This window comes from Kribbella sp. NBC_01245 (genome assembly GCF_036226525.1).
Taxonomy (GTDB): Bacteria; Actinomycetota; Actinomycetes; order Propionibacteriales; family Kribbellaceae; genus Kribbella.
In genome coordinates, this window is record NZ_CP108487.1 from 5,790,312 (window position 1) to 5,803,387 (window position 13,076).

Sequence of the window (13,076 nt, forward strand, 5' to 3'; positions counted from 1 at the left end):
TCACCGTAACCTAGACTCCCGTGTCTCCCACTGCCGACCGCTCGCCCTCCGCCGGATCGCTCTCCGCTGTACAGCGGCAAGGCGTCCAGTCGCTACTGCGGATCGCGCCGGTGGTCGACGAACTCGGCGCGCGATTCGTCGCCGCCGGGCATGAAATCGCCCTTGTCGGCGGGTCCGTCCGGGACGCGTTGCTCGATCGCCTGAGCAACGACCTGGACTTCGCGACCTCCGCCCGGCCCGAGGCGGTGCTGAAGCTACTGGCCGGCTGGGCCGACCATGTCTGGGATATCGGCAAGGCCTTCGGCACCATCGGCTGCCGCAAGGGCGACTGGGTCTTGGAGATCACCACCTACCGCTCCGAGTCGTACGACCCGGACTCGCGCAAGCCCGCGGTGGCGTACGGCGACACGCTCGAGGGTGACCTGCACCGCCGGGACTTCGCCTTGAACGCGATGGCCGTACAGCTGCCGAGTCGCGAATTCGTGGACCCCTTCGGTGGGCTCGAGGATCTCGCGGCCAAGGTGTTGCGGACGCCGGGCACGGCCGAGGAGTCGTTCTCGGATGACCCGCTGCGGATGATGCGGGCCGCGCGTTTCGCCGCGCAGTTGGCGTTCACCCCGGATCCGTCCGTGGTCACCGCGATGACGACGATGGCCGAGCGGATCACGATCATCTCGGCCGAGCGCGTCCGCGATGAGCTGGTCAAACTCGTCTGCGCGCCGTACCCGCGGATCGGCCTGGACCTGCTGGTCGAGACGGGTATCGCCGAGCACGTGCTGCCCGAACTGCCCGCGCTCCGGCTCGAGTTGGACGAGCACCACCGGCACAAGGACGTCTACCAGCACTCGCTGACCGTGCTCGACCAGGCGATCGAGCTGGAACCGCGCCTCGGTCTCGATGGCCCGGACTTCGTCACCCGGTTCGCGGCGCTGGTGCACGACATCGGCAAGCCGAAGACCCGGCAGTTCGCGGGCGGGGGCAAGGTGACTTTCCACCACCACGACGTGGTCGGCGCGAAGCTCACCAAGAAGCGGATGAGGGCGCTGCGGTTCAGCAACGACCAGATCGACCAGGTCGGCAAACTGGTCGAGTTGCATCTGCGCTTCCACGGGTACGGCACGGGCGAGTGGACCGATTCCGCCGTACGGCGTTATGTCCGGGACGCGGGCGACCTGCTCAGCCGGCTGCACGTGCTGACTCGGGCGGACTGTACGACGCGGAACCGGCGCAAGGCGGACGCGTTGCGAGCGGCGTATGACGATCTGGAGAAGCGGATCGAGCAGCTGCAGAAGCAGGAGCAGCTCGACGCCATCCGGCCCGACCTGGACGGCAACCAGATCATGGCGATTCTGGAGATCGGCCCGGGGCGTGAGGTGGGCGAGGCGTACAAGTACTTGATGGAGCTGCGCCTCGACCAAGGCCCGCTCGGCGAGGAGCGCGCCCGCGAGGAACTGCTCGCCTGGTGGGCTTCGCGGTCCTGAAGTCGTTCGACCTTAAACTGGCCGGGTGGGTACGGAACCGATCCAGACCCGGAGCCGGCAACGGCGTGACGCGCTGCTCGACGCCGCGATCGAGTTGCTCGCCGAGGGCGGCGGCAAATCCGTCACCCACCGGGCGGTCGCGATCCGGGCCGGGCTGCCACCGTCCACCGCGACGTACTTCTTCGCCTCGATCCAGGAGCTGACCGAGCAAGCCCTGGCCCGGCACCTGCAGGCCCGGGTGACCGAGATCGAGGCCGCGATGGAGGCGTTGTTCAGCCAGAGCCATTCCCTGGAGGACGTGGCCGATCTCTTCGCCGCCTTCTTTCTGGCCCAGCCCAGGGAAGCGGCGATCTCGCACCACGAGGTCTACCTGGAGGCCTCCCGCAATCCGTCCCTGCGGGCAGCCGTAGCGGACGCGCTGCAGGGTTTCGAACGGCTCGCCACCTCGGTCCTCACCACTCTGCACGTGGCTGAACCGGAACGCGCCTCGGTCGCCTTCCTGGCCGCCGTCGACGGCTTCATCCTCCGCCAACTGGCCGACCCGCGCCCGCACGCGGAAGCCGTCCGCCAGCTCTCCGAAACGCTCCGCCACCTCTTCATCGCCTTCACCCTCGACCCACCCGAACGCGCCGCCGCCCAAGCCCGCTTGGCCACCCCACAGACCTTCACACCTTAGGTGCAACTTGCGGGTTGCGCCTGGAGAATTGATGTGCAACTCTGGGGTTGCACCCAAACGATGGCGATGAAGGAGTTTTCTGATGAGCGAAGACCGGATCGAGCGCGAAACCCTGATCGCGGCATCCCTGGACCGGGTCTGGTCGCTGGTGACCCAACCCGGGTTCTGGGTGGCCGACAAGGCGAGCCTGCCCGGCACGATGGCCGAGGAAGGCGAGACGATGCTCGCCAAGAACCCCGAGTACGGCGACTTCCCGGTGCGGGTGGAAAAGGTTCAGCCGCAGACGTACGTGGCGTACCGCTGGGCCAGCGCCTTCCCCGGCGAAGAGCTGCGCGCGGACAACAGCACGCTGGTGGAGTTCACGTTGAGCACCGAAGGCGACAAGACGCGGCTCACCGTGGTGGAGAGCGGGTTCGCGGCGCTGGCCGGATCCGAGGAACTGCGTAGCCGGGCGGTGAAGGACAACACCGGCGGCTGGCCCGAGGAGCTGACCGCGCTCAAGGCGCGTGCCGAGCAAACCCCCGTGTGACGGACGATATCCGTGTGACGGACGAACGGAGCAGCGCGGTCGACAGCGTTCTGGTCGCGCTGGCCGACCCGACCCGGCGGCAGCTACTCGAGCTGCTCGCCGCCCAGGGCGAGGCCACCGCGACGACGCTCGCCGAACGGCTGCCCGTCTCGCGGCAGGCGGTGGTCAAGCACCTCACCGTCCTGGATGCCGCCGGGCTGGTGTCCGGCGGCCGGGTCGGACGTGAGGTGCGGTACGCCGTACGGCCTGCCGCGCTCGACACCACCGCACGGTGGATGTCCGCGCTCGCGGCCGACTGGGATCAACGGCTGGCAGCCATCAAGCGCGTCGCAGAAGCAGCGGAAGCCGCAGAAGAAGCGGACCGCTAGCCAGTGGCGGAAGCGCGGTCGGCGAGGCCTTAATCTCACTACGTGGACATCTTGAGCGTTATCGGGTGGGGTGGGTCGGCGCTGGTCGTCGTCTCGCTGCTGCAGACCCGGATCCTGCGATTGCGGGCGTTGAACCTGGTCGGTTGTGTGGTCCTGATCGGGTTCAACGCCGCGATCCCGGTCTGGCCGATGGTCGGGATGAACGCGGTGCTCGCGGTCATCAACGTCGTACACCTGTGGCGGTTGCTCCGGCATCGCCATGACGTCGAGGAGTACGCCGTACTCGAGGTCGACGGAGCGGACACCTATCTCGGGCATGTGCTGCGCACGCACGGCAAGGACATCAGCAAGTTCAACCCGGGTTTCCGGACGACCGACAGCCCGTACGCGTTCCTGGTCCAGCAAGGTGAACGGACCGTTGGCGTGGTGCTCGCGCACGACGCCGGTGAAGGGCGTGCGCAGATCGATCTGGATTACGTGTTGCCGAAGTACCGCGACTTCACGCCGGGCGAGTTCGTCTATCGGCGCAGCGATGCCTTTACCGATCACGGGTTCCGGCAGGTGCTGGCGCCGCCGCGGATGCGGGACTCCGCGGGCTACCTGCGCAAGGTCGGGTTCCACCCCGAGGGCGATCGCCTGGTGCTGGACCTGCCTGCCTGACCCCGTCACGGTTTGTGGCCGGTTGGTCGCGCTGAGGTCTTCCGTTGTTCATGAAAATCTTTCATTATTTGCGGCATGGCTGAGCTGAGGCGCAGGACCGTGCTCGGGGCGCTTGGCGCCGCCGGAGCGACCGCGGTGGTTCCGATCGGGTCGGCCAGTGGCGCCCCGATGTTGCGTACGGCGGCCGATGCGTCGGCCACCTTGGTACGGGGCGCGACGTTTCCCGAGGGCGTGATGGCGGGTGTGCCGCGGACGGATGGCGCGACGTTGTGGACGCGGGTGCCGCGCGGGCTGTTCGACGGCGATGCCGAGCTGGCGATCGTGGTGTCGAAGCAGCGCGACCTGTCCGCGCCGGTGATCGTCCAGACGGTCATCGCGAAGAAGCAGTGGGACGGTTGCGTCCACTTTCAGGCGGTAGGCCTCGATGCGGGTGGCGAGTACTTCTACCAGTTCCGCGGCCAGGACGCGGTGTCGCCGGTCGGCCGGTTCCAGACGCTTCGGCCGGCTGACTCGAACCAGCCCGTGCGGATCGGGTTCTTCACCTGCCAAGGCTTTACCGAGGGCTACTACGCCACCCACCGGCACCTCGCGCAGGAGGACCTCGACCTCGTCGTGTGCCTCGGGGACTACGTGTACGAGGCAACAGTCCCTGGTGTGCGGGGGATCGATCTCAACCTTTATCCGCAGGCACTACCGGCCATGCGGGCGAAGTACACGTCGTACCGGTCTGACGCGAACCTGCGAGCCATGCACCAGCAGCACGCGTTCCTGCCGCTCTGGGACGACCACGAGTTCAGGAACAACTACACCCTGGACAACTGGACCTTGCCGGAGTTGTTCTTCAAGGAGAAGCGCAGCGCTGCCTGGCATGCCTGGTTCGAGCGGATGCCGGTGCCGCGGTACTACCCGGATGACATGACGCGTATCTACCGATCCCTGAAGCTCGGTCGGACCGTAGAGCTCTTCGCGATCGACAGCCGCCAGTACAAGGACGACCAGCCCTGTAACGACGGTGGCGGCATCGTCTGCGCAGAAGCAGATACGCCCGGCCGTACCTTGCTCGGCGCCTCCCAGAAGTCCTGGCTCAAGGAAGGCCTTCGGACGTCCGGTGCACGTTGGAAGGTGCTGGCGAATCCCACGATGCTTATGGGCATGGTCACAGGTGATGCCGGCGAGCGGGCGTCCATGGACACGTGGGACGGCTACGGCGCCGAGAGGACCGAGCTGCTCTCACTGGCGGCCGAACGGGTCTCCGACTTCGTAGTCGTGACCGGCGATGACCACGACACCTATGCGGGCGAGCTTTGGAACACCGGCTTCGCCCCCGGTACGCCGGGCAACCCGGCCGGGACCAGAAGAGCCGGGGTCGAGTTCGTCGTACCGTCCGTCTCGTCGACGAACACCGGAGATCTCAAAGGCTCGGGTGGCGCGCGTACGGAGGAGCAGAACCGGCTGGGGCACAACCCGCACGTGAAGCTGGCCGACCTGCGCCAGCACGGGTACGGCGTACTCGAGGTCTCCCAGGAGGAGGCGGTGCTCAACTATCGGAAGGTCGACAAGTTGACCCCCAGTGCGGCTGTGAGCACCAGCTATCGGGTGAAGACCGTGCGAGGGTCGTCGACCTTGGAAACCCTCTGAAACCTGCTCACCCATGAGCGGGATAACGAAACTCTGAACGGCTCTGCGCCCTTGCCGAAGACAGCGCCGCGAGCCGGAGCCGTGGAACAGTCTCGCTGGGTAGTCTCACCAGTGCCGCCTGTGCGGACAAGACGTGAGTGCCGAGTGTTCGATGTTGCTTGGCGCTTGCGGCGCCCAGGCACCGCGATGCACGCACCTGAACACCGCAATCACTCAAGCAACATCGAACACTCGGCACTACAGGGCACCGGAGGCGAATGCAGTACGCAGTGCTCGGACCGGTCGAGGTCGAGGGTGACGCTGGGCGGATACCGCTCGGCGGGAAGCAGCATGTCGTCACGGCGGCGCTGCTCTGCCGGCCGAACCAGGCCGTCTCGACCGACGTCCTGATCGACCTGCTCTGGCCGGACGATCCACCGGCCACTGCCCGCAACAGCCTCCAGGTCTACGTCTACCGGCTGCGCAAAGCCCTGGGCAGCGACAGCCTCGTCAGCCACACGGCCGCCGGATACACCCTGCTGGTGCAACCGGGCGAGCTGGACGTCTACCGATTCGAAGAGGCCGCCGCGGCTGGGCGGCAGGCCATGGCCGACGGGATGACCGAGGACGCCGCGAAGCTCTGGCAGGAGGCGCTGGACCTCTGGAGAGGCGAGGCGTTTGCCGGGACCAACGAGCTCACGCCAATCCGGGAAGAGGCGGCGCGGCTGGAAGAGCTGCGGCTGGCGACTCTCGAGCACCGGTTCGAGGCGGAGTTGGCGCTCGGGCGGCATACGCGTTCGATCCCGGAGCTGACGGCCTTGTCCGCCAGGCATCCTCTGCGCGATCGCTTCCGGTACCAGTTGATGCTGGCGCTCTACCGCTCTGGACGTCGGGCCGACGCCCTGCAGGTCTATCGCGAAGGACGCGAGCTCGTCCGCGCGGAGCTCGGTCTGGAGCCCGGGCACGACCTACGCCGTTTGGAGCTCGACATACTCCGCGGTGACGCCGCCTTGGATCTACCTTCACAACGGTCCGCCCTACAGGCTCCGCCAGTTCTTCCGGCCGCAAGAGAGCCGCGGCCGGCCGAACTGCCTGCGGGTATCCCGACGTTCGTCGGCCGCCATGCCGAGCTCACCCGGATCTCGAACCTCCTGCGGGCAAGCCGGGATGGAGATCGTCTGACGGTCATCGCGATCAATGGCGTCGGTGGCATCGGCAAGTCGTCGCTGGCCGTAGAGGTGGCCAGAGGCGTCGCCGAGGAATTCCCCGACGGCCAGCTGTACGTCAATCTGCACGGCGCTACACCGGGCGTGACGCCTCTCAACCCTGACGAGGTGCTGGACCGACTCCTGCGGGCAGTAGGCGACAGAGGCGCGGGGCTCCCGACTGGTACCGAGGAGGCGACAGCCCGGTTCCGAACGCTAACCGCCGGCCGCCGACTCCTGATCGTGCTGGACGACGCCGTCGACGCGGCGCAGGTCAGACCGTTACTGCCGGGCGGTCCGGGCTGTGCCGTCCTCATCACGAGTCGGGACGTACTGACCGCACTGGACGGCGCCACCCACGTCAGGCTCAACGCCCTGGGTGAAGCCGAAGGCGTCGACCTGCTGAGCCGACTGGCCGGAGTGGAACGCGTAGGGATCGACACGGCCGCATCCCTCGACATCGTCCGCCTTTGCGGGTGCCTGCCACTGGCGATCAGCATCGCCGGAGCCCGTCTAGCGGCGAGGGACGACTGGACGCCGGCACTGTTCGCGAAACGCCTCGGCAGAGCCCACAGACGTCTAGACGAACTAGAACACGCTGACCTCGCCGTACGCGCCAGCTTCACCCTCAGCCTCGACCAACTCCGCCGAGACGTACGACGCGGAGGCCGTTCCGCTGCGGCGTTGTTCCCGCTCCTAGGTCTACTGGAGACGCCCAGCCTCAGTGTTGCCGTAGTGGCAGCACTGGCGGATCGGCCCGAGGAAGAGGTCGAGGACGACCTAGACGTACTAGTGGGCGCTCAACTGCTCCAAGCCCTCGGGCCCGACCGGTTCGAGATCCACGACCTCGTCCGGCTCTACGCGCGCGAACTCGCCTGGGAAGAACTCCCCGAGGCCGACCGCGCAGCCGCCGTACGACGCGCGCTCCACCACTACCTGGCCACCATCCGGATCGCGACGGGCGCACTCGTGTACGACGGAGCCAGTCGCCGCCGTGCGGGTCTGGCCCAGGAGAAGGTGACGCGATCCGGCACAGAGCTCACCGGCCGCCCCGAGGCCTCGGCCTGGCTCGGCGCAGAGGTCGGCAACCTGCTGGCCATCACCCGGCAGGCGGCGGCCGCGCCCGACGACGGCCCGGAGATCGCGATCGGCCTGGCTGCCGCGCTCAACGGTCTCGGCAACGTCCGGCACTTCTGGCGCGAACTGGTGCCGATCAATCAGCTCATCCTCGAAGTGGCGCGGACCGACGGGCGTACCCCGGTGATCGCGCTCGCCCACGCCGACCTTGGCCGGTCGTACCGGCTGACCGGACAACTCGACGACGCCGTCGCGAACTTCGAGGCGGCGCTGGACCGTTGGCGCCGGGTCGGCGATCGGACCCAGCAGGGGCACATGCTGTTCGGCCTCGGCGCCACCGCGGCGATGCGCGGTCGGCTCGACGAGGCGGTCGCGTTCCACCGGGAGGCGCTGGAGATCCGGCGCGAACAGGGTGACCCGTTCGGCGAGGCGCACATGCTGCACGTGATCGCGGTGGTGCTGACCGAGCAGCAGGCGTTCGAGGAGGCGCTCGGCAACCAGCGTCAGTCGCTCGCGCTCTTCCATAGCCTCGGTGATGCCGAGAACGAGGGCATGGTGCTGGCGAGCATCGCCGAACTGCATCATCGCCGCGGTGACGCCGCCCGCGCGGTACCGCTGTTCGAGCGCGCGCTCAGGCTGATCCGCTCCGCGTCCGACCAGATGGCCGAAGCGGGCTGTCTGTGGCGCCTCGGCACGGCCCTGATCAGCCTCGGCAGACCCGGCCGGGACCGGCAACGCGAGGCGCTGGCGATCCTTCAGGACCTGCGGGCGCTCACCGCGGACGAGGTGCGCGCCATCCTGCGGGATCCCCAACCGGGAATCCCGCGCCCCCTGAAGTGGCTCTGACTACCACCCCACCACGACGACGACCGGCTCTTCGTTATCTCCCCGAGTACGCATGCGATTCCCCCTAGTGGTCTCAGCTTGCCCACCCACCATGCCCCCGCCGCCTGACGAACCGCTGGCACTTCACTGAACGCCCGCTTCCTTCTTGTTCACGAGTGGTCGCATCTGACCGCCGGACCGTGGGCGGTCAGGTGACAGGCCGCCTGAAGGCGGTCAGATGCGACCACTCGTGAACAAGAAGGGTTAGAGGCCGAGCAGGGCGTGCAGCGTGGTGACGGCGTGGGTGACGAGGTCTTCGGCGGTGCCGGGGCGGTCGGCGGGGGGTAGGCCTGACCATTCGATGAAGAGGTCTTCGACGTAGGCGAGCCAGGCGTGTACCCGCAGCCGCACGGCAGGGCTCGCCTCGGGAGAACCGAGGAGACCGAGGACGCGATCGGTCAGGGCGGCGCGGGTTTCGTCGTACACCTCGACCACGTAGACGTCGCCGCCCGCGGCACCACGGACGAACGAGATGTACGACGCCCGCCGCCGATGCACGAACGCCGCATAGGCCGTCAGCATCTGCACCAACTGCTCGTCGGCCGGCAACGACGGATCAGGCGCCGTAACCCGCAGGAGACGCCGGCCGGCAGCGCTGATCACCGCCACGTAGAAGTCGCGCTTGCTCGGGAAGTAGTGGAACAGCAGCGTCCGCGAGATGCCGGCCTCTTCCGCCACCGCGTCCACCGAGAGCTCGTGGATCGGGCGCGTTCGCAGCATCTGCAGGCCGATGCCCACGAGTTGTTTGCGCCGGTCTTCGGCTGTCAGTCGCTGCCGCACGCTATTGAGCATTGCTCAACAAGCCGCTACCGTCAACAGCAGCTGCACGAGCCAAAAGCTGAGGAGTAGAGGCATGGGTTTCGAACCGTCCGCGCGGGCCCAGGAGCTGATCGGCAAGGTCGACGAGTTCATCCGGACCGAGATCGAGCCGGTCGAGGCCGCGATGCACGAGGCGATCAGCAAAGCCGACGACCCGTGGCAGCCCCAGCCGCTGATGGCCGAGTTGCAGGCCAAAGCCCGCAAGCAAGGCCTGTGGAACCTCTTCCTGCCCAAGGCCGAAGAGGGCAACGAGCAGTACGGCGAGGGCTTCGCGAACCTCGACTACGCCCCGATCGCCGAGCTGACCGGCCGCTCGTTCATCGCGCCGTACGTCTTCAACTGCAACGCGCCCGATACCGGCAACATGGAAGTGCTGCTCCGGTACGGCAGCGCCGAGCAGAAGGCGCAATGGCTCGAGCCGCTGCTCGACGGCACGATCCGCTCGGCGTTCTGCATGACCGAGCCGGGTGTCGCCTCCTCCGACGCCACCAACATGGCCGCCACCGCGATCGTCGAGGGTGACGAGGTGGTGATCAACGGCCGCAAGTGGTGGAGCACCGGCGTTGGCAATCCGGACTGCAAGCTCCTCATCTTCATGGGCCTGACCGACCCCGAGGCGCACCGCTACGCGCGCCACACGATGGTGCTCGTCCCGCGCGACACCCCCGGCGTAACGGTCGAGCGACTCCTCCCGGCGATGAGCCGGTACGACGAGCCGTACGGCCATGGCGAGGTCAACTTCGACAACGTGCGCGTGCCCGTCACGAACATCCTGGCCGGCCCGGGTCGTGCCTTCGAGATCGCGCAGGGCCGGCTCGGCCCCGGCCGGGTCCACCACTGCATGCGCCTGATCGGTCTCGCGGAGAAGTCCCTGGAGCTCGCCCTCGAGCGCGGCACCAGCCGGACGGCGTTCGGGAAACCGCTGGTCAATCTCGGCGGCAACCGCGAGCGGATTGCCGACGCCCGGATCGCGATCAACCAGGCCCGGCTGCTGGTGCTGCAAACGGCGTACCTGCTCGACACCCAAGGTCTGCAGGGCGCGTTGAGCGAGGTCAGCCAGATCAAGGTGGCCGTGCCGCGGATGGCGCAGGACGTGATCGACATGGCGATCCAGTTGCACGGAGGCGGCGGCTTGTCCGACGACTTCCCGTTGGCGGCCGCGTGGACCGCCGCCCGGGCCCTCCGGCTGGCGGACGGGCCCGATGAGGTGCACCGTGGGGTTATCGCCAAGCTCGAACTCGCCAACTACTCGCGGGAGGCACAGTGAACCGCGTTCTCGTCACCGGTGGTTCGTCGGGATTGGGCGATGCCCTGGTCCGCCAACTCGTTGCCTCCGGCCACCAAGTGCTGCGCACCGACATCGCCGCGGAAGGCCCGGACGATACGCCGTACCTGCAGCTCGACGTGCGGAACGCCGACGACTGGGACAAGGCCATCGCGTGGTGTGCTGAGCATTGGGGTGGCCTCGATCTGCTGATCAACAACGCGGGGATCGCCACCGGCGGCCGGATCGACGTCGAGTCGCTGGCCACCTGGGACCGGGTCGTCGACATCAACCTGATGGGCGTGGTCCGGGGCTGCCGCGCGTTCGCCCCGATGTTCAAGAACCAGCGCTCGGGCCACATCGTCAACACCGCGTCGGCCGCCGGCCTGGTGCATCCGCCGATGATGTCGTCGTACAACACGGTCAAGGCCGGCGTGGTCGCGCTCAGCGAGACGCTCTCGCACGAGCTGCATCCGTACGGCGTGACCGTGTCCGTGGTCTGCCCGTCGTTCTTCAAGACCAACCTGGCCGACTCGATCCAGGGTGACGACGCCGAGATGAACAGTGTCGCCCGGCGCCTGATCGAGAAGTCCCCGCGGACGGCGGACGACATCGCCAAGGTCGTGCTCGATGGCATCCAGAAGCGCCAGTTCCTGATCATCCCGGACCGGCCCGCGTTGATGTCCTGGCGGACCAAGCGCTTCGCCCGCCCGTTGTACGACCGGCAAATGCGCAAGATCGCCCGCCGGGCCAGGGAACGGTCCGAAGGCCAGGGATGAGCGTTCGTACCGAGGACGCGTTCGACGTCGCGGCCGTGGACGGTTGGCTCCGCGGCCATACCGAACTACCCGAGGGACTGCCGGAGCTCGACCAGTTCCACGGGGGCGCGTCCAACCTGACGTACCGGCTGGGCTATCCCGGTCGCGAGCTGATCCTGCGCCGGCCGCCGAGCGGGACCAAGGCCAAAGGCGCGCACGACATGGGCCGGGAGTTCCGGATCCAGCAGGCCCTGGCGCCGGTCTATCCGTACGTCCCCGGCATGGTCGCGTACTGCCCGGACGAGACGTTGATCGGCTCCGAGTTCTACGTGATGGAGCGCATCGCCGGCACCATCCCGCGCTCCGAGCTGGGCGTCGACCTGACCCCGGCGGAAACGCGCAGGCTCTGCCAGACGGTCATCGACACGTTGATCGAGCTGCATCAGGTCGACCCGGAGAAGGCGGGTCTGACCGATCTCGGCCGCGGCGAGGGGTACGTCGAACGCCAGGTCGCGGGCTGGACCGGCCGCTATCGCAAGGCGAAGACGTGGAACGTGCCGAGCTTCGAAAAGGTGATGGCCTGGCTCGAGGCGAACCGGCCCGACGACGTCCGGATCTGCGTGATCCACAACGACTTCCGCTTCGACAACGTCGTACTCGCACCGGACGATCCGGCCAAGGTGGTCGGGGTGCTCGACTGGGAGTTGGCCACCCTCGGCGATCCGCTGATGGATCTCGGTAGTTCGCTCGCCTATTGGGTCCAGGCCGACGACGATTGGGCCTTCCGGAGGTTCCGCCGGCAGCCCACGCACCTGCCCGGGATGATGACTCGCGCCGAGGTGATCGACTACTACTGCGAGCGGACCGGCCTGACCGCCGAGCACCGCACGTTCTACGAGGTGTTCGGCCTGTTCCGGTTGGCGGTGATCGCCCAGCAGATCTATTACCGTTACCACCACAAGCAGACCCGGAATCCACGGTTCAAAAGCCTTTGGTTCCCGGTCAACTACCTCGAACGGCGCTGCCGCCGTTTAATCGCCAAAGGCAACTAAGTGAGCGTTCTGTACCTCGTCCGGCACGCGCAGGCGTCGTTCGGTCGGAGCGACTATGACCGGTTGTCACCCCAGGGTGAGCGACAGGCCGAACGGCTGGGCGAGGCTCTGGCCGCGCGTGGCATCAAACCGGACCTGGTCGTCTCCGGCGCGATGCAACGCCATGCCAAGACCGCGCGGATCGCGCTCGCGGCCGCGGGGATCGACACCGCGGTCACGGTGGACGAGGGGTTCAACGAGTTCGACCACGACCAGGTCATCGTCGCGCACAAACCGGCGTACAAGCGCCGTGCGGTGCTGCTCGCGGATCTGGCCCGCACGCTCGAACCGGCCCGGGCCTTCCAGGAGATGTTCACCGAGGCCACGGCCCGTTGGGTGAACAGCCCGGGCGAGGAGTACGCCGAACCGTTCAAGGCCTTCTGCGAACGGACCGAGGCGGCAGTACGTCGTACCGCGGCCGCCCTCGAGAAGGGGCAGACGGCGCTCGTCGTCACCTCGGGCGGACCGATCGCGGCGGTGGTCGGCCGGTTGTTCGCGGGTACCGACGACCTCTGGCTGACGCTCAACCCGGTCACGGTCAACACGGGGATCACGAAACTCGTCGACGGCCGGCGAGGTCTCACCGCCGTCAGCTTCAACGATCACGGGCACCTGGACGGCACCGATCTACTGAGCTACCGATAGG

The 13,076-nt window shown here is 67.7% G+C and carries 12 protein-coding genes; 11 read left to right on the forward strand and 1 reads right to left on the reverse strand.

Annotated elements, in window-relative coordinates:
- Positions 1-20 precede the first annotated feature (20 nt).
- From OG394_RS26315 to OG394_RS26345, 7 genes are all read left to right on the forward strand, one after another.
- Positions 21-1,481, forward strand: coding sequence for a CCA tRNA nucleotidyltransferase (locus tag OG394_RS26315; RefSeq protein WP_442914231.1), 1,461 nt, complete (start codon positions 21-23; stop codon positions 1,479-1,481).
- Positions 1,482-1,506: 25 nt separating this feature from the next.
- The gene (locus OG394_RS26320; RefSeq protein ID WP_328989755.1) at positions 1,507-2,157 is read left to right on the forward strand and encodes a TetR/AcrR family transcriptional regulator; all 651 of its coding nucleotides are present in this window, start codon (positions 1,507-1,509) and stop codon (positions 2,155-2,157) included.
- Between the two features lie 82 nt (positions 2,158-2,239).
- Positions 2,240-2,686 carry an SRPBCC domain-containing protein gene (locus OG394_RS26325; RefSeq protein ID WP_328989756.1) on the forward strand — a complete coding sequence of 149 codons (447 nt, stop codon included), beginning with the start codon at positions 2,240-2,242 and terminating at the stop codon, positions 2,684-2,686.
- Positions 2,687-2,700: 14 nt separating this feature from the next.
- On the forward strand, positions 2,701-3,054 hold the full coding sequence (locus tag OG394_RS26330; RefSeq protein ID WP_328989757.1) for an ArsR/SmtB family transcription factor: 354 nt from the start codon (positions 2,701-2,703) through the stop codon (positions 3,052-3,054).
- Between the two features lie 42 nt (positions 3,055-3,096).
- The gene (locus OG394_RS26335) at positions 3,097-3,714 is read left to right on the forward strand and encodes a hypothetical protein (RefSeq protein WP_328989758.1); all 618 of its coding nucleotides are present in this window, start codon (positions 3,097-3,099) and stop codon (positions 3,712-3,714) included.
- Positions 3,715-3,789: 75 nt separating this feature from the next.
- A complete protein-coding gene (locus OG394_RS26340; protein WP_328989759.1) occupies positions 3,790-5,352 on the forward strand; it encodes an alkaline phosphatase D family protein in 1,563 nt (520 codons plus the stop codon).
- Between the two features lie 257 nt (positions 5,353-5,609).
- The gene (locus OG394_RS26345; RefSeq protein WP_328989760.1) at positions 5,610-8,459 is read left to right on the forward strand and encodes an AfsR/SARP family transcriptional regulator; all 2,850 of its coding nucleotides are present in this window, start codon (positions 5,610-5,612) and stop codon (positions 8,457-8,459) included.
- Between the two features lie 243 nt (positions 8,460-8,702).
- On the opposite strand, the gene OG394_RS26350 is transcribed toward OG394_RS26345, so the two are convergent.
- Positions 8,703-9,278, reverse strand: a complete 576-nt coding sequence (locus OG394_RS26350; RefSeq protein WP_328989761.1) for a TetR/AcrR family transcriptional regulator — start codon at positions 9,276-9,278, stop codon at positions 8,703-8,705.
- A gap of 73 nt (positions 9,279-9,351) precedes the next feature.
- Here OG394_RS26350 and OG394_RS26355 point away from each other — a divergent pair, with 73 nt between their 5' ends.
- From OG394_RS26355 to OG394_RS26370, 4 genes are read left to right on the forward strand one after another with little or no spacing between them, the layout of a single operon-like run.
- A complete protein-coding gene (locus OG394_RS26355; RefSeq protein ID WP_328989762.1) occupies positions 9,352-10,584 on the forward strand; it encodes an acyl-CoA dehydrogenase family protein in 1,233 nt (410 codons plus the stop codon).
- Entirely contained in the window at positions 10,581-11,360 is a 780-nt protein-coding gene (locus OG394_RS26360; protein ID WP_328989763.1) for an SDR family NAD(P)-dependent oxidoreductase, read from the forward strand. Before OG394_RS26355 ends, OG394_RS26360 begins: the two co-directional genes overlap by 4 nt.
- Positions 11,357-12,391: a phosphotransferase family protein gene (locus tag OG394_RS26365; RefSeq protein ID WP_328989764.1), complete on the forward strand. Its 1,035-nt coding sequence runs from the start codon at positions 11,357-11,359 to the stop codon at positions 12,389-12,391. The genes OG394_RS26360 and OG394_RS26365 overlap by 4 nt, the downstream gene beginning before the upstream one ends.
- Positions 12,392-13,075 (forward strand): histidine phosphatase family protein, encoded by a 684-nt coding sequence (locus OG394_RS26370; protein WP_328989765.1) that lies wholly within the window; start codon positions 12,392-12,394, stop codon positions 13,073-13,075.
- Position 13,076 lies beyond the last annotated feature (1 nt).

What these genes read in the sequence shown, in the direction of transcription:
- OG394_RS26325 (WP_328989756.1), top strand. Translation starts at nt 2,240, where the DNA reads ATGAGCGAAGACCGGATCGAGCGCGAAACCCTGATCGCGGCATCCCTG.
- OG394_RS26340 (WP_328989759.1), top strand. Translation starts at nt 3,790, where the DNA reads ATGGCTGAGCTGAGGCGCAGGACCGTGCTCGGGGCGCTTGGCGCCGCC.
- OG394_RS26345 (WP_328989760.1), top strand. Translation starts at nt 5,610, where the DNA reads ATGCAGTACGCAGTGCTCGGACCGGTCGAGGTCGAGGGTGACGCTGGG.
- OG394_RS26355 (WP_328989762.1), top strand. Translation starts at nt 9,352, where the DNA reads ATGGGTTTCGAACCGTCCGCGCGGGCCCAGGAGCTGATCGGCAAGGTC.
- OG394_RS26365 (WP_328989764.1), top strand. Translation starts at nt 11,357, where the DNA reads ATGAGCGTTCGTACCGAGGACGCGTTCGACGTCGCGGCCGTGGACGGT.